Raw genomic sequence first — 15,768 nt, forward strand, 5'->3', positions numbered from 1 at the left:
TGCCGGAGACATGATCGGGGACGCGTTGAGCTGCCGCAACAGCACCCCCCGGCCACTTCGGGGGGTGCTGTTGCAGTGACAGTCCGATGCATGGGACCCGCGCCGAGATGACGCAGGGTGACCGTCAGGCGGTGGCGTGGTAGGCGAGGACGCCCCGGTTGACGGCGGCGATGGCCTGCCGGGCGGTGGCGCGCAGCTCGGTGGAGGCGCCGCCGGAGTCGGCGACCTGACCGAGCAGGTCGACGACCTGCCGGGCCCAGCGGACGAAGTCGCCGGCCGGCATCTCGCCGTCGAGCTGGTGCCCGCTGGCGAGCACCTTGGCCAGGGCCTCGCCGCGCGCCCAACGGTAGATCGGCCAGGCGAAGCCGAGGTCGGGCTCGCGGGTGACGGCGAGACCCCGGGCGGCCTCGTCGGCCTCGATGCCGCTCCACAGGTGCAGCGTCTCGTCCACCGCGTCCGCGACGGGGCCGCGCGGCAGCGACGCCCGCTCGTCGGCGTCCCGGCGGGCCTCGAACACCACCACCGACACGGCGGCGGCCAGCTCCGCCGGGGAGAGCCCGTCCCAGACGCCCCGGCGCAGGCACTCGGCGACCAGCAGGTCGGCCTCGGTCCAGATCCGGCCGAGCATCCGGCCGGCGTCGGTGACGGCACCGTCGGCCGACAGGTAGCCGCGCGCGGTGAGCAGCGCGACGATCCGGTCGAACGTGCGGGCCAGGGAACCGGTGCGGCCGGCGACCCGCTGGCGCAGCTCCTCGGTGTCGCGTTCGAGGCGGCGGCGGCGCTCGGCCCAGCGGGCGTGTTCCTCCCGGTCGGGGCAGGCGTGGCAGGGGTGCCGGCGCAGCTCGGTGCGGAGCTGGCTGAGCGCGTGGTCCTCGCCCGCGCCCTGCCGGGACCGGCCGCCGCGCCGACCGCCGTGCCGGTCCAGGCCAGTGCCGCTGACCTCGGCGGCGAGGTCACGACGGGCCGCCGGGGAACGGTGGTTGAAGTGCTTGGGCACCCGGATGCGGGCGAGCACCTCCGCCGGGGTGGTGAAGTCGCCGGGGCTGACCCGCCCGGCCCACCGGTCCTGCGTGAGCACGAGTGGACGGGGCTCGCCGAACCCGCCGGTGGCCGGGTCGAGCACCACCGCGAGGCCGGCGCGCCGCCCGGACGGCACCCGGATCACGTCACCGACGCGCAGCCGCTCCAGCGACGCCACCGCGGCGGCCTTGCGCTGGTGCTGGCCCTGCCGGGCGATGGCGCGCTCCCGGTCGGCGATGGCCACCCGCAGGGCGAAGTACTCGTCGAAGTCGCCGTGGTGGCAGGCGGCCTCCGCGCCGTACGCGTCGATGGTCTCGGTGTTGCGCTGCACCTGCCGGGCCAGGCCGACCACCGACCGGTCGGCCTGGAACTGCGCGAACGAGCTCTCCAGCAGCGCGCGGGCCGGCTCCGCGCCGACCGTGCCGACCAGGTTGACGGCCATGTTGTAGGACGGGCGGAAGCTGGACCGCAGCGGGTAGGTGCGGGTGGAGGCCAGGCCCGCCACGTGCCGGGGGTCGGTCTCGGGCGACCAGACCACGACGGCGTGCCCCTCGACGTCGATGCCCCGGCGGCCGGCGCGCCCGGTGAGCTGGGTGTATTCGCCCGGGGTGAGGTCGACGTGGGCCTCGCCGTTGAACTTCACGAGACGTTCGAGGACGACGCAGCGGGCCGGCATGTTGATGCCCAGCGCCAGGGTCTCGGTGGCGAAGACCGCCTTGACCAGGCCCCGGACGAACAGCTCCTCGACGACCTCCTTGAACACCGGCAGCATGCCGGCGTGGTGGGCGGCCAGGCCGCGCTCCAGGCCGTCGAGCCACTCCCAGTAGCCGAGCACCGTCAGGTCCTCGCCGGGGATGGCGGTGACCCGGGACTCGACGACCCGGCGGATCTCGGCGCGTTCCTCCGGGTTGGTCAGCCGCAGGCCGGCGGCGAGGCACTGCTGCACGGCGGCGGCGCAGCCGGCGCGGCTGAAGATGAACAGGATCGCCGGCAGCAGCCCCTCCCGGTCGAGCCGGTCCACGATGTCCGGGCGCAGCGGGCCCCGCCAGCGCGGCCCGCGCCGGCCGCCGCCCGGCCCGGCGCTGCGCCCCTCCCCCAGCTCCAGGCGGCGCATCGTCTCCCGGGTGTAGCGCAGCAGCTCCGGGTGCACGTCGTGCTTGCGGGCGGCGTCGGCGTCGTGGAACAGGTCGAACATCCGCTTGCCGACGAGCATGTGCTGCCACAGCGGCACCGGGCGGTGCTCGCTGACCACCACGGCGGTCTCGCCGCGCACGGTGACCAGCCAGTCGGCGAACTCCTCGGCGTTGGAGACGGTCGCCGACAGCGAGACCAGGGTCACCGAGGCGGGCAGGTGGATGATCACCTCTTCCCAGACCCCGCCGCGGAACCGGTCGGCGAGGTAGTGCACCTCGTCCATGACCACGTAGGCCAGGCCCTCCAGGGTGGCCGAGCCGGCGTAGAGCATGTTGCGCAGCACCTCGGTGGTCATCACGACCACCGGGGCGTCGCCGTTGATCGCGTTGTCGCCGGTGAGCAGGCCGACGTGCTCGACGCCGTAGCGGTCCACCAGGTCGTGGTACTTCTGGTTGGACAGCGCCTTGATCGGCGTGGTGTAGAAGCACTTGCGCCGGGTGGGCGGGGGGCCGTCGCCGTCGGCCGCCGCCGGCCGCGCGGGGGCGCCGCGCAGGGCCAGGTGTACGGCGAACTCGCCGACCACGGTCTTTCCGGCGCCGGTGGGGGCGCAGACCAGCACGCCGCTGCCCCGTTCCAGGGCCTGGCACGCCTCCCGCTGGAAGTCGTCGAGATCGAACCCCAGGTCAAGGGTGAACTCGTCCAGCGCCGGGAACTGTGAGGCCTGCGCGGCCCGGCGGCGCGCCGCGGCGTACCGCTCGGCGGGGCTCGACATGTCCCCAAGATTAGTGCGTGCCTCCGACGACCACCGCCTCAAGGCCGTCCGACAGGGGGGTCGGGGGCGGTCGGTAGGGTGCACGGCGTGCCGGATCATGCCGAACCGACCCAGTCGACCCCACCCAGCGCCGACGCCGCCGCGGGCGCCCGGGCGTCCCGTCGGCCCGTCGAGGCGGTCCTGTTCGACTTCCACGGCACCCTCGCCCAGGTGGAGGACCCCCACGACTGGGTGCTCGCCGCCGCGCGGGCGTGCGGGGTGAGCCTGGAGCGCATGCGGGCCACGGCGCTGGCCGACCGGCTGCTCACCGCGGGCCGCCCCGGTGGCCCGCTGCCGGCGCGGGTGCCGCCGGCGCTTGCCGAGCTGTGGTCCGAGCGGGACCTCTACCCGCACGCCCACCGGGGCGCGTACACGGGGCTGGCGGAGACCGTGGACGCCGGGATCGACGGCCTCGCCGACGCGCTCTACGAGCGCGTGCTGGTGGCCGAGGGCTGGGTGCCCTACCCGGACACCGCACCGACCCTCGCGGCGCTGCGGTCGGCGGGGGTGAAGGTGGCGGTGGTGAGCAACATCGGCTTCGACATCCGGCCGTTCTTCGCCGCGTGGGGCCTCGACGCCCTGGTGGACGCGTTCGTCCTGTCGTACGAGGTAGGGCGCTGCAAGCCGGATCCGGCGATCTTCTGGCGAGCCTGCGGGATGCTCGGGGTGGACGCGGAGCGGGCGCTGATGGTGGGCGACACGGCGGCGGACGCCGGGGCGGTGCGGGCCGGCTGCGCGGTGCTGGTCCTGCCCGAGGCGGAGCCGGGCCGACCCAACGGGCTGGGCTCCGTGCTCGACCTGGCCCTGCCCGGCTGATCCCACATTCCGGTTTCGTCCGGCGGGACTCGTCTCCCATTCGGCGGCACGCCGACGAGTCGCATTCTTCTCGATAGAAACGGCCGAGAAGGATGCATTTACCCCCGTCGGCGGGCGGTCGTGGGCGGGGGGCGTGACATATTGCTCGACGTCGTTGGATAATGTCCGCCGCGATGAGTCGTCGCGGGTCGCGTCCAGGTGCCCCGACGCCAACCGAAGGGGACAATTCCGTGAAGCGGGACCACTCACCCGTGCTGCCGGGCGACGGCGACACCGACTACGCGCGTTACATGCGCGTCGATGAACTGCTCGACCTGCAGCGCGGCCCGGATCAGGTGATCTGTCGCGACGAGCTGCTCTTCCAGGTGGTCCACCAGTCGACCGAGCTGTGGCTCAAGCTCGCGGCGTCGGAGCTGCGCGAGGCCGCCGCGCGGCTCGACGCCGGCGAGCCCGGCGCGGCCGAGCTGCTGCTGACCCGGGCGACGCTCGGCGTGCGGCTGGTCACCGACCAGCTGGAGATGTTCCGCCACCTGTCCCCCGCCGACTTCCAGGCGATGCAGCCGGCGCTCGGCAACGGCTCCGGCGCCGAATCGCCAGGTTGGCGGCAGGTGCAGGCCGCCAGCCGGCGGCTCGGGCGGGCCTTCGCCGACCATCTCGCCGCCCTCGGCGTCGACGTGTCCGCGCTGCCGGGCACCGACGCCGCCGATCCGCTGCACCGGCTGGCCGAGGCCATGGTCGAGTGGGACGAGCGGGTGTCGTCCTGGCGGGTGCGGCACTACCAGGTGGCCCTGCGCATCGGCGGCCACGGCCCGGCCGGCACTCCGGGCAGCCCGGCGACCATGCTCGCCCGGCTGATCGACCACCGGTTCTTCCCCGAGCTGTGGCAGCTGCGGGTGGGTGCCGCCGGCCCCACGCCGGCCGCCCCACGGGCCTGACCCGGCCGCCGCCGAAATCGTCGGTTCCTCACCGTCCGTATTTAACACGATCGTAATGTTGAGGTGCCGTTCGTGCGTGAGCTGACGTCCTGGCGGTCCGGCCTATCCGATCCCGGTGACTTTCCCTACTCTGCGGTGCTCGGCGAGTTCCAGCGCGTCGGTAAACACTTTGTCGAAAAAGAACTGCTCGCACTTCTCGACGAGATTCGGACGCGCGTCGTCGCGGCGGCGGGACGCGCCGTGCCCGGGGCCACGGGGCCGACCCGCCTGCTGTGCGACTTCCTCGACGCCGCGCTCGACAAGTGGGACGGCCGGTACGACTACCGCAGCTACCTGGCGCTGCCCCTGCTGCGGCTGCCCTGCACGGCGGACGACCCCGTCGCCGGCCCGGGGAACACCCCGCAGACCGACCCGGCGGGCGCCCGCCGCGACTCCGACCGGCTCCTGCTGCGGCTGGTCGCCGACGCCCTCGCCTTCGAGCTGACCGCCGCGGCCGGGGCCACCAGCCTGCTGCCCGAGCAGCGCCCCGGCCCGGAGACGGTCGCGAAGCGCCTGCGGCTCGGCGTCCGGGCCGCGCTGCCCGCGGTGTCCCGGCTGGACCCGACGCGGACGGTCGACGACCAGGAGCCGGCCGACGCGGCGGCGGCCCTGCACGCCCTCGCCGCCGCCGACGTCACCGACGACGAGGAGCGCCGGCTGCGGCTGAGCATGCTGCCGGTGTACCGGTCGCACGACGAGTACCTGTTCGTCCGGGTGCTCCAGGCGTACGAGTGCGTCTTCGCCGGGCTCGCCGACGAGCTGCGCGGCACCGTCGCCGCCCTGACCACCGGGGACCCGGCGGCGGCGGCCGACCGGCTGGCGTACGCCCGCGACCGGCTCGCCGCCGCCGGGCCGCTGTTCTCGCTGCTGGCCACCATGCAGCCGGAGTCCTTCCGGACCTTCCGGGAGTACACCGAGGGGGCCAGCGCCATCCAGTCCCGCTCCTACAAGCTGGTGGAGTCGCTCTGCCGTACCCCCGAGGGGTCGCGGTTGGACTCGGCGGCCTACCGCTCGGTGCCCGAGGTGCGCGAGTGGGTGCTCGCCGGGCACCCGTCGGTCGACGCGGCCCACCGGGCGGCGGTGCGCGCCGGCCGGCTCGCCGGGGCCGACCGCGACCGGGTCGAGCGGGAGATGCGGGCCTTCGCCGACGCGGTGCTCGGGTGGCGGCGCACCCACCACCGGCTGGCGGTCCGGATGCTCGGCGCGCGCCCCGGCACCGGCTACACGGAGGGCACCCCCTACCTGGCCGCCGTCCGCTCCACCCCCGTCTTCACCGCCGTCGGCCACGACCCGTGCCCGGCGGCCCCGCCGACGAACACCGGAGGCTGTCCCGAGTGAGCACACCCGACCCGGCCCCGGCCGCCGACGAGGCGCGCTGCCTCGACGCGGACGCGCACGCCGCCCTGCGCGCCGAGTTCCCGCTGCTGGGCACCTGCGTCTACCTGAACAACAACTCCACCGGCGCGGTCCCGCAGGGCGCGCAGCGGGTCCTGGCCGACTACTGGGAGACCCTGCGCGGCTGGCGCGACGACGTGTGGCAGGACTGGCACGTCGGCCTCGACCGGTACGCCGACTCGGTGGCCGCGCTCATCGGCGCGCCGGCGGGCAGCCTGGTCACCGACGCGAACCTGAGCACCCTGCTGGCCCGGATCGCCTCCTGCTTCGACTACCGCCCGCCCCGCGACCGGGTCGTCACCACCGACCTGGAGTTCCCGACCGTGCCGTTCGTCTGGAACGCGTTCGGCCGCTACGGGGCGCGCGCCGACGTCGTCGCCACCGGCGGCGTCCGGTTCGACCAGGACGCCCTCGAGGCGCGCATCGACGAGCGGACGCTGCTGGTGTGCGTGCCGCACGCCAGCTTCGCCTCCGGCGACACCATCGACCTGCCCCGGCTCGTCGCCCACGCCCACGACGCCGGCGCCCTGGTGGTCGTCGACGCCTTCCAGACGGTCGGGGTGCTGCCGCTGGACGTGACCGCGCTGGGCGTGGACGTCGTCCTCGGCGGCGCGCACAAGTGGCTGTGCGGCGTCGGCACCGCCTTCTGCTACGTCCGGCCGGACCTGACGCCCCGGCTGGAGCCGGCGGCGACCGGCTGGCAGGCCGGGGACGTCGCGCTGACCTTCCGGCCGTCGACCGGCTGGGCGGCCGGCGCGCAACGGTTCGCCGGCGGCACGCCGTTCCCGCTCACCTCCCTGGTCTCCCAGGTGGGCCTGGACCTGCTGGCCGGCGTCGGCGTGCCCGCGATCCGGCGGCACTCCCTGGCCTGCACCGGGCGGATCATCGAGCGGGCCGCCGCCGCCGGGATCGCGGTGGTCAGCCCGACCGAGCCGCACCGCCGCGGCGGCGTCGTCTGCCTCGACGTGCCCGACGGGGAGGCGGTCAAGCGGCGGCTCGCCGCGCGCGACGTGATCTGCAGCTGGCGCGGCTGGCTGCGGGTCGGCCCGCACGTCTACAACACCCTGGAGGAGGTCGACGTGTTCATGGACGCGCTGGAAGAGGAGATTCGCCGGTGAACGTCACCCTGTCGCCGAGGGCACTGATGAGCCTGCTCGCCAACGGCCCGAAGGCGATGGACGTGCTGGAGACCGCCCTCACCCTGGGCCTGCTCGACGCGCTGGAGCCCGGCCCCGCCCGGCTGGGTGACCTCGCCGAACGGTTCGGGTTCCGGCCGCTGCGGCTGTACAAGTTCCTGGACTGCCTGGAGAGCCTCGGCGTCGTCACCCGCGAGGAACCCGACGACGACATCGCCGCCGCCCGCTACCGGGCCGAGCCGGGGCTGCGCGACGCCGTGGCCGCGGTCGTCGGGCCGGACGCCGTCGAGCGCGACCGGGACCGCTACCCGTGGCGGGTGCTGCACGGCCGGCTGGCCGAGAGCCTGCGCGGCGAGGTCGGCATGACCGACGAGGACTTCGCGTGGCCGCCGCGCACCGACGAGCAGACCGCCGCGTTCGAGCGGAGCATGGCCGTCGGGCTCGGCCCGGTGCTGGAGACGCTGCACCGGCACGCCGACCGGCTCTGGGCGGACCGGCGCCGCCTGCTCGACGTCGGCGGCGGCGACGGCACCCTCGCCGCCCGCGTGCTCGACGACGCCCCGCACCTGCGGGCCGACGTGTTCAACCTGCCGGCGGTGGCGCCCCTGGTGGCCGACACCCGGCAGCGCTGCGGCCACCCCGAGCGGCTGGGCTTCGTCGGCGGGGACTTCTTCGCCGAGCCGCTGCCGACCGGCTACGACGCGCTGGCGTTCGTCCGGGTGCTGCACGACTGGCCCAACGACGTCGCCCGCCGGCTGGTCGAGGCGGCGTACCGGGCCCTCGAACCGGGCGGGCTGCTGCTCATCGGCGAGGAGTTCCGCACCCCGGACCGGCTGGCGATGCAGTTCTTCTGGAGCTACTTCCTGATCGGCGTCGACACCTGCGTCAGCCGGCTGCGGGAGGTCGAGTTCTACACGGGGCTGCTCAAGGAGGTCGGCTTCGAGCGGGTGGCGGTGCTGCCCGGTGGCTGGGAGCTGGTCACCGCGTACAAGCCGGCGGGCTGACCGGGTCGGGCGGGCCTGTGCCCGCCCGACCCGGGGCGCGCGTCAGGCCCGGCGGGCCACCACGGCGCCGTTGGCGCCCGGCGCGTCGAACGTCAGCCGCTCGATGTCGACGAAGCCGGCGTCGGCGAGCCACGCCGCGTACTCGGCGCCGGAGTAGTTCTTGCCGCCCTCGGTCTCGACCAGCATGTTCATGCCCATCAGGGCCGCCTCCGGCGGGCCGGTGCGGTCGTCGTCGAGCAGCAGCTCGCAGATGACGACCGCACCGCCGGGCGGCAGCGCGGCGTGGCACTTGGCCAGCAGCGCCCGGTTGGTCGGCTCGTCCCAGTCGTGCAGGATCATGCTGAGCAGGACGACGTCGTGCCCGCCCGGCAGCGCCGGGTCGGCGAGGAAGTCGCCCGCGACCGTGCCGATCCGGTCGGCCAGGCCCTCCGCCGCGATCCGCTCCTGCGCCTTCGCGCACACGTGGGGCAGGTCGAGGATCGTCGCCCGCAGCTGCGGCAGCCGGCGGCAGAGCTCGATCGGGAACGCCCCGGCCCCGCCGCCGACGTCGAGCAGCCGGGTGTGCGCCCCGAAGTCGTACGTGTCGGCCAGCGCCCGGGCGGTGAAGCTGGAGGTGGAGAACATGGCGTCCCAGAACTGCGCCACCATCTCCGGGTCGACGGTGTCGAACAGCGACTGCTGGGACTGCGGGTCCCAGGTCAGCGGCCGGTTGGTGCGCAGCGCGTCGGCGATGCGGTGCCACGGCAGGTAGGTGCGCAGGTCGGAGTAGCGCACCTGCGCGCCGAAGTAGTAGGGCCGCCCCTCCACCAGGAACTGCTCGGCGAGCTCGGTGTTGCGGTAGCCGTCGCCGGCCCGCTCCAGCAGGCCGAGGGACGCGCTCGCGGCCAGCAGGAGGTCGGCGGGGCGCTCGTCGAGCCCGAACTCGGCGGCGGCCTCGGCGACGGTGATCGTCCGGCCGCCCGCGAGGCGGGTGAACAGCCCGAACTCGACGCCGACGGCGAGGGTCTTGAACCCCCAGACGCCGGCCACGAGGCGCATGAGAGGAGAGGGATTGATCATGAAAGCATGAGATCACAGCCCTCGGTCAATCCACAGTAGACACCCCGGGGGGATCCGGCTACCCGGCCGTCGGCCGGTCTCGCCCCCGCCCCCTGACGGCACGGCCATGCGCGAGCGAGGGCCACCGGTCCACGGCCCACTCCCACCAGCCACGCCACCCCGGCGGCGGGCCGGGAACGTCGCCGCCGCCGAGTTCGGCGGCATCCGGTGCCTGGAACTGCCCCCGCCAGGTGTCGATGTCCGCCACGCTCATCGGGAAGGTCGTGTGCGACGCCGTCGCCCAGCGGTGGGTGATCCGGGCGAGCTGGGCGTCCCGGTCGACCGGCAGGTAGACGACGTGGCTGGCCGCCCCGGCCGAGGCGGCCAGCCAGCGCAGGGCCGACCGTTCGTCGCGGCTCCAGAGCCCGAAGTCGAGTACGACGTCCACGCCCAGGCGCAGCGCCTGCAGGGCCAGTGCGATGAGCCGTCCCTCCAGCAGGTCGCGCTTGCCGTCGGGCTGCGACCCGTCGAACAGGGGGATCATCCACTCGTCCGGGGTCAGCCGCAGCGCGCGGTGCGCCGCGGCGAGTTCCTCGGCCCGGGTGGTCTTCCCGGCCCCGGGGAGCCCGACCATCAGGAACATCGTGGCGGGTTCGGGCGGCACGTCACGCTTCGGCGTCGCTGCGGGTGCGGGTGCGGGTGCGGCGAGCCTGTCGGTTCCGGTGAGGGATGCCCCGGGCGGGCCGGCGAAGGTGGCCGGGTGCGGTGGACGAGACTGCTGCGACATGGGTCTGCTCCCCGGATCACGCGGGACGATCCGGCAGCCCGCCGAGACGCGCGGGCTGCCGGCGGGACACCGATCCGGCGGTACGCCCGGCCCTGACCCCGACGGGGCGGGCGACGAGGCCGCGGTCACGGGCAACCGCGATACCGCCGCTATGCGGCGGCGCGGACGTCCATCGCGGCGAAGCAACCCATGCGCTCACCGTAGCCGATGACGCCGCCCGGTCACCGAGCGCTCGGCCGGGTCGCCGGGATCCATTGCAGGACGCCTCGCCGTCGGAGCTCGTCCCGACGCCCGCCGGATCGCGCGGGAACCACGCCGCGCCGCCGAGCGACTATCGGTACATGCGGTGCGAGCGGTGGCGGGAGATGCTGTCGGCCCAGTTGGACGGGGAGGAGACCCCGACCGAGCGGGTCGCGGCCGAGGGGCACCTGGTCACGTGCGGTGACTGCCGGGCGTGGTTCGAGACGGCTGCGGCGGTGACCCGCCGGGCGCGTACCCGGGTGGTGACGGCGACGCCCGACCTGGCCGACACGGTGCTCGCCGCCGTCGCCGCCGCGCCGCCGGCGCGGCGGCGGTGGTCGGCGCGACGGTGGCGGGAGCGCCTGGTCGCCGGGCTGCGGGCCACGCTGGGGCTGGTGGGGGCGGTGCAGGTGGTGTTGGGGCTGGTGCAGGTGGGCCGGGGCACCACCGTCGCCCACGCGCACGCCACCGGGCAGCACCTGTGGCACGAGTCGGCGGCCTGGAACGTCGCCGTCGGCGCCGGATTCCTGTTCGTGGCGGTACGGCGGTTCCCGCCGGCCGGCGTGCTGCCGATGCTCAGCGCCTTCGTCGCGACCCTGGTGCTGCTGTCGGTGAACGACCTGGTGACCGGCCAGGTCGCCGTGTCGCGGCTGGTCAGCCACGCGATCCTGGTGTTCGGCTGGGTGCTCACCGCGCTGCTGTCGCGCCCCGGCCTGCGGCCGGGTGGACCCGCGCCCCGACAGGGCCGGTCGTCGGGATCCCGCTGGCGCGTCGAGCTGGACGCGCCCGAACCGTCGGCGCCGACGCTGCGGCTGCTGCCCCCGCACCCGTACTCGGCGCGGGCCCACGCCCGCCCCGCCGCGTCGGCCGGCGGGCGGGACGACCGGCAGGCCGCCTGACCGGGCGCAGATCCCGCGACCCGAGGGCACCCTGGATCGGACGCGGGGGCGGCCCACCGACCCGCGGGGCGGGCGGCGGGTGGGCTCAGCCGGCCCGCGTCGACCGGGTCGGCCGGCTGTCGGCGTGCCAGGCCGCCACGAGGTCCTCCCGCGCCCGCGCCACCCGGGAGCGGATCGTGCCGACGGGGCAGCCGCACACCTGCGCCGCCTCGGCGTACGACAGGCCGGCGACCTGGGTGGCAACGAACGCCTCCCGGCGCTCCGGGGCCAGACCGGCGATCAGCTGGCGCAGGACGACCCCGTCGTCCGTGCCCGGCTCGGCCATGCCCGCGCCCTCCGCCGCCGCCTGCCAGTCCGGCAACGCCGCCGTGCGCGGGCGGGTGACCGCCGTGCGGACGTGGTCGACGGCGACGCGGCGGGCGATGCTGAACACCCAGGTGCGGGCCGAGGACCGGCCGGCGAAGCCGGGCAGGCTGCGCAGCGCGCGCAGGAACGTCTCCTGGGTGAGGTCGTCGGCCTCCCCGGGCCCGGCGAGGTGGGCCAGGAACCGCCACACCGGACCCTGCAGGGCCCGCACGAACGCGGCGGCCGCCGGCTGGTCGCCCGCGCCGGCCAGTCGGGCCCAGCGGGTCACCTGCTCGTCGTCGGCCCCCGCGCCGACTGCCCACCCCGCTCCGCCACCGGGGCCGCTCACCGGCGGCCGTCCGCGCCGGTGCCGATCGTCGGCCGCGACGGGCGGTGCCGTCGGGCGCTCACCTGGACCGGTACGGTCCGCGACGCTGCTCGGTTCACGTGGTCTGTCTCCCGGCCCAGCTCCGGCGGTTGGCACCCTCCGCCGGGGCGAAGGGCCGATCTCGATACGCCGCCCGGAAGCGCCGCACCCCGGTTTGTCGGCCCCCACCCCCAAAAAGTTCCCACCCACCCACCCATTCCCCACCCCACCCACCCCACCCCGCCCGCCCCGGTGATCAAGAGAAAAGCGTCAGGGTTGATCTCGACGATGACGCAAACCTCTTGATCACGGAGCTGGGGCCAGGGATGCCCGGGCGGTCCGGTGGGGATGAGCACGCCCGGACGTGGGTGGTTCGTCCCGGGAGGCGCTCGTCGGCGTCGGGGCGGAGCGCATGGTCCACACCGGGCACCGGAGGGCTTCGCCCCACGCCAGTTCCGGGGGTCGTCGACGCGGTCGACCTGTCGGTCGGGGCGCCGCCCGACGCGGACGAGCGGGCCGCCCCCATCGGGGGGCGGCCCGCTCGTGTCTCACGGTGACGTACGGGCGCTCGGCCCGCCGCCCGACTCAGTCGTCGTCGCGGTCGTCATCGTCGTCGCGGTCGTCCGCGTCGTGGTGATCGTCGCCGTCGACCGGCTCCTTCTCGGCCTCGACCACGGTGCCGTCGTTGCGGTCGACGTCGATCTCGTGCTCGGTCTGCCCATCGACGATCTCGATGCTCCACACCGCCCGGCCGTTCTCGTCGTCGGCCTCGATCTCGACGATCCGCCCGCCGCCGGCCCGCGCGAGGGCGATCTCGCCGGCCCGCTGCTGGTCGACCTTGCCGGCCGGGGCACCGGTGTCCGCCGGGGCACCGGTGGCCGACGGCACGCCGGTGGCCGTGGGAGCGCCGGTCGGGGTGCCGCTCGCGCCGTCGTCCGGGGTGGTGGCCGCCGGGGCGGCGGTGGCGGCGGTCAGGGTGGTGCGAGCCACCCGGTCGTCGGCGGCGGTGACGCCGACGGCCACCCCGGCCGCCGCCAGCATCGCCGCGCCGCCCAGGGACGCCATGATCAGGGAGTTGCGCTTCATCTCGGGCACCTTTCCTCGTGTTCCTGCCTAGAAGGATCGGTCCCGGCGGGATAGCGGCGCGCTGCACCGACGCTAAGGCCCGGTTAAGGCCGACCGGGACGTCGGCGGGCCGAGCCAGAGCCGCACCTCCGCCCCGCCGCCGTGGGCGGTGCGCAGCTCCAGCCGGCCCCCGGCGGCCTCCGCCGCCCGGCGGGCGATGTCCAGGCCGAGGCCGGTGGACCCGGCCGGGCTCGCGCCCCGGGCCACGGTGGCGGCGGGCATGCCGGGGCCGGAGTCGGCCACGGCGAGCAGCACCCGCCCGTCCCGCCGGGCGAGCCGGACGGTGAACGCGGTGCCGTCGGGGGTGTGCGCGAAGACGTTGCCGAGCAGCGCGTCGACCGCGGCGGCCAGCTCGTCGGCGGGCACCCCGACCGGCAGCGGCCCGCCGGCCAGGTCGCGGTGGACCTCCCGTCCGGTGTCCTCGGCCAGCACCGACCAGAACGCCACCCGGTCGGCCACCACGGCGGCCGCGTCGCAGGCGCTCGGGGCGGTGGCCGGTGACCGGTCGCGGCGGGCCTGGCGGATCAGGCCGGTCACGGCCCGCTCCAGCGCGTCCGCCGCGGCGGCGATCCGGGCCGCGTCCTGCGGGTCGGGCAGCGACTCGGCCTCCAACCGCAGGGCGGTGAGCGGGGTACGCAGCCGGTGGGACAGGTCGGCCACCTGCTCGCGTTCCTGCGCCAGGAGCACCTGGATGCGGCCGGCCAGGTGGTTGAGCGCGCCGGCCACCTCGCGCAGCTCGGCCGGGCCGGCGGGGGTGACCCGCGCGTCCAGCTCGGCGTTGGCGAGCCGGTGCGACACCGCCGACAGCTCGGTGATCGGCCGGACCAGGGTGCGGGCCAGCCGGTCGGCCACGGCCAGCCCCACCAGCACCAGCAGCACGCCGAGCAGGGCCAGCACGAGCCAGGCCCGGGTCACCCCGGCCGTCAGCTCGGCGCGGGGCACGACCGTGCGGATCACCCCGGTGCCGTCCGGCCGGCCCTGCACGGCGATCACCACCTCGCGTCCCGCGTCGGACTCCGCGGTGAGGCTCTGCCCGCGTTCGGCCAGGGCCACCGCGGGGGTACGCGGGACGGGCGTGCCGAGCACGGTGTCGCCGGGCAGGTAGACGCTGACCGGGCGGCCGGACTCGGCGGCGAGCTGCTCGACGGTCAGCCGGATGGTCTCGGCGTCGGCGGTGCCCACCACGGGCACCAGGCTCTGCGCGTCGGCGGTGGCCCGGACGGTGGCCCGGTCCTCGGCGACGGCGCGCACCAGCAGCGCCAGCGGCACGAGGAACGCCACGAGGGTGAGCACGCTGACGGCGGCGGCCAGCAGCGCCAGGCGGGCCCTCACGCCGCGCCGCCCGGCGGCTCCAGCCGCACGCCCACGCCCCGCACGGTGTGCAGGTAGCGGGGCTGCTGGGCGTTCTCGCCCAGCTTGCGGCGCAGCCACGACAGGTGCACGTCGACGGTCTTGTCCGCGCCGCCGTAGGGGATCTGCCAGACCTCGGTGAGCAGCTCCCGCTTGGTGACCACCTCGCCGGGGCGGGCGGCGAGGTGGTGCAGCAGGTCGAACTCGCGCGGGGTCAGCTCGACCGCGACGCCGTCGAGGGTCACCTGGCGGGCGCGCGGGTCGACGCGCAGGCCGCCCACCACGAGCGTGGGATCGTCCGCCCCGGTGCCCGCGCCGCGCCGCAGCACCGCGCGGACCCGCGCGTCGAGCTGGGCGGCGGTGAACGGCTTCACGACGTAGTCGTCGGCGCCCGCGTCGAGGACCCGGACGATCTCGGTCTCGTCGTCACGGGCGGTGGCCACGATGACGGGCACCGCGCTGACCGCCCGCAGCATCCGCAGCAGCTCCCGCCCGTCCAGGTCGGGCAGGCCCAGGTCGAGCACGACCAGGTCCGGCCGGTTGTCCAGGGCGTCGCGCAGCCCGTCCATCGCGGTCGACGCGGCGGCCACGGCGTGGCCCCGGTCCCGCAACGCCCGCACCAGCGGCGTGCGGATGGTCAGGTCGTCCTCGATCAGCAGCAGGCGGGGCACACGACGAGGCTAGCCGCACCGGCCGGCGCCGGCCCGGCTCTTAACCCTCCCTTAGCGTCGTCCCGTGCCACGGTCAACCCTCGATCGGGGATAGTCGGGGAATGCGTCGTCGTTCGTTACTCGCGGTCGCGGGGTGGCTGGCCACCGCCGTGCTCGCCACGCTGGTCGGGATGGCCGCCATCCGGCTGGTCGGGGAGAGCATCACCGGCACCCCGGGCGGGGTGCGCAGCCAGGAGGAGGTCGAGCGGGCGCTGGCCACGCCGGCGCCCACGGCTTCCGGCGCCTCCTCCCCCGGCACCGGCGAGCCCGCGGGGCCGGCCGGCCCCGGTGCCCGGCGGGCCTTCGCGACCGCCGGCGGCACGGCCGTGGCCGAGTGCGGACCGGGCGGGGTACGCCTGGTCTCCTGGGCCCCCGCGCAGGACCACCGGGTCGCCGACGTCGACCGGGGGCCGGACGACGACGTCGAGGTCACCTTCGTCGGGCCGGGCGGGGAGCACGAGCTGAAGGTGCGGTGCGTGGGCGGCGAGCCGGTGGCCGTCGCGGACGACTGACCACGGCGGCGGGAGCCGGTGGGCGACGCGACGCGACGGGGCGACGCCTTGACACGGCGGAAGGCGAACGAAAGCATCGATGCTGGTCGCTGTCCGGAAAGCGCT

14 protein-coding genes are annotated in these 15,768 nt (G+C 75.6%); 7 read left to right on the forward strand and 7 right to left on the reverse strand.

What is annotated here, in order from left to right:
* Nucleotides 1–124: 124 nt before the first annotated feature.
* Nucleotides 125–2,926, reverse strand: a complete 2,802-nt coding sequence (locus TK50_RS31690) for a DEAD/DEAH box helicase (protein ID WP_043969186.1) — start codon at nt 2,924–2,926, stop codon at nt 125–127.
* A 180-nt stretch (nt 2,927–3,106) separates the two neighbouring features.
* Here TK50_RS31690 and TK50_RS31695 point away from each other — a divergent pair, with 180 nt between their 5' ends.
* The 5 genes from TK50_RS31695 (at nt 3,107) to TK50_RS31715 (ending at nt 8,290) form a co-directional block, all read left to right on the forward strand.
* A complete protein-coding gene (locus tag TK50_RS31695; protein ID WP_374199690.1) occupies nt 3,107–3,781 on the forward strand; it encodes an HAD family hydrolase in 675 nt (224 codons plus the stop codon).
* Nucleotides 3,782–4,011: 230 nt separating this feature from the next.
* Nucleotides 4,012–4,716 carry a tryptophan 2,3-dioxygenase family protein gene (locus tag TK50_RS31700; protein ID WP_043969187.1) on the forward strand — a complete coding sequence of 235 codons (705 nt, stop codon included), beginning with the start codon at nt 4,012–4,014 and terminating at the stop codon, nt 4,714–4,716.
* Nucleotides 4,717–4,779: 63 nt separating this feature from the next.
* Nucleotides 4,780–6,093 carry a tryptophan 2,3-dioxygenase gene (locus TK50_RS31705; protein ID WP_043969188.1) on the forward strand — a complete coding sequence of 438 codons (1,314 nt, stop codon included), beginning with the start codon at nt 4,780–4,782 and terminating at the stop codon, nt 6,091–6,093.
* Nucleotides 6,090–7,268 carry an aminotransferase class V-fold PLP-dependent enzyme gene (locus TK50_RS31710; RefSeq protein ID WP_229405561.1) on the forward strand — a complete coding sequence of 393 codons (1,179 nt, stop codon included), beginning with the start codon at nt 6,090–6,092 and terminating at the stop codon, nt 7,266–7,268. The genes TK50_RS31705 and TK50_RS31710 overlap by 4 nt, the downstream gene beginning before the upstream one ends.
* Complete coding sequence (locus TK50_RS31715) at nt 7,265–8,290, forward strand: methyltransferase (protein ID WP_082106807.1); 1,026 nt, start codon at nt 7,265–7,267, stop codon at nt 8,288–8,290. The genes TK50_RS31710 and TK50_RS31715 overlap by 4 nt, the downstream gene beginning before the upstream one ends.
* Nucleotides 8,291–8,332: 42 nt before the next feature.
* Here the strand turns inward: TK50_RS31715 and TK50_RS31720 are convergent, their stop codons facing one another.
* Both TK50_RS31720 and TK50_RS31725 read right to left on the reverse strand, forming a co-directional pair.
* Entirely contained in the window at nt 8,333–9,349 is a 1,017-nt protein-coding gene (locus tag TK50_RS31720) for a methyltransferase (RefSeq protein ID WP_043969189.1), read from the reverse strand.
* A 58-nt stretch (nt 9,350–9,407) separates the two neighbouring features.
* Nucleotides 9,408–9,962: a P-loop nucleotide/nucleoside kinase family protein gene (locus tag TK50_RS31725; protein ID WP_199486184.1), complete on the reverse strand. Its 555-nt coding sequence runs from the start codon at nt 9,960–9,962 to the stop codon at nt 9,408–9,410.
* A gap of 494 nt (nt 9,963–10,456) precedes the next feature.
* Between TK50_RS31725 and TK50_RS31730 the strand changes: the two genes are divergently transcribed.
* The gene (locus tag TK50_RS31730; RefSeq protein WP_043969658.1) at nt 10,457–11,254 is read left to right on the forward strand and encodes a zf-HC2 domain-containing protein; all 798 of its coding nucleotides are present in this window, start codon (nt 10,457–10,459) and stop codon (nt 11,252–11,254) included.
* A gap of 85 nt (nt 11,255–11,339) precedes the next feature.
* On the opposite strand, the gene TK50_RS31735 is transcribed toward TK50_RS31730, so the two are convergent.
* The 4 genes from TK50_RS31735 to TK50_RS31750 all read right to left on the reverse strand — a co-directional run bounded on the left by TK50_RS31735 (nt 11,340) and on the right by TK50_RS31750 (nt 15,112).
* Nucleotides 11,340–11,948 carry a sigma-70 family RNA polymerase sigma factor gene (locus TK50_RS31735; protein WP_043969190.1) on the reverse strand — a complete coding sequence of 203 codons (609 nt, stop codon included), beginning with the start codon at nt 11,946–11,948 and terminating at the stop codon, nt 11,340–11,342.
* Nucleotides 11,949–12,551: 603 nt separating this feature from the next.
* Complete coding sequence (locus tag TK50_RS31740; protein ID WP_043969191.1) at nt 12,552–13,052, reverse strand: PepSY domain-containing protein; 501 nt, start codon at nt 13,050–13,052, stop codon at nt 12,552–12,554.
* A 72-nt stretch (nt 13,053–13,124) separates the two neighbouring features.
* Nucleotides 13,125–14,423 (reverse strand): sensor histidine kinase, encoded by a 1,299-nt coding sequence (locus TK50_RS31745; protein WP_043969192.1) that lies wholly within the window; start codon nt 14,421–14,423, stop codon nt 13,125–13,127.
* Complete coding sequence (locus TK50_RS31750; RefSeq protein ID WP_043969193.1) at nt 14,420–15,112, reverse strand: response regulator transcription factor; 693 nt, start codon at nt 15,110–15,112, stop codon at nt 14,420–14,422. Before TK50_RS31750 ends, TK50_RS31745 begins: the two co-directional genes overlap by 4 nt.
* 101 nt (nt 15,113–15,213) lie before the next feature.
* Here TK50_RS31750 and TK50_RS31755 point away from each other — a divergent pair, with 101 nt between their 5' ends.
* The gene (locus TK50_RS31755) at nt 15,214–15,663 is read left to right on the forward strand and encodes a hypothetical protein (RefSeq protein ID WP_043969194.1); all 450 of its coding nucleotides are present in this window, start codon (nt 15,214–15,216) and stop codon (nt 15,661–15,663) included.
* Nucleotides 15,664–15,768: the final 105 nt, after the last annotated feature.

Origin of the sequence: Micromonospora haikouensis (assembly GCF_000876225.1) — a bacterium.
GTDB lineage: Bacteria > Actinomycetota > Actinomycetes > Mycobacteriales > Micromonosporaceae > Micromonospora > Micromonospora haikouensis.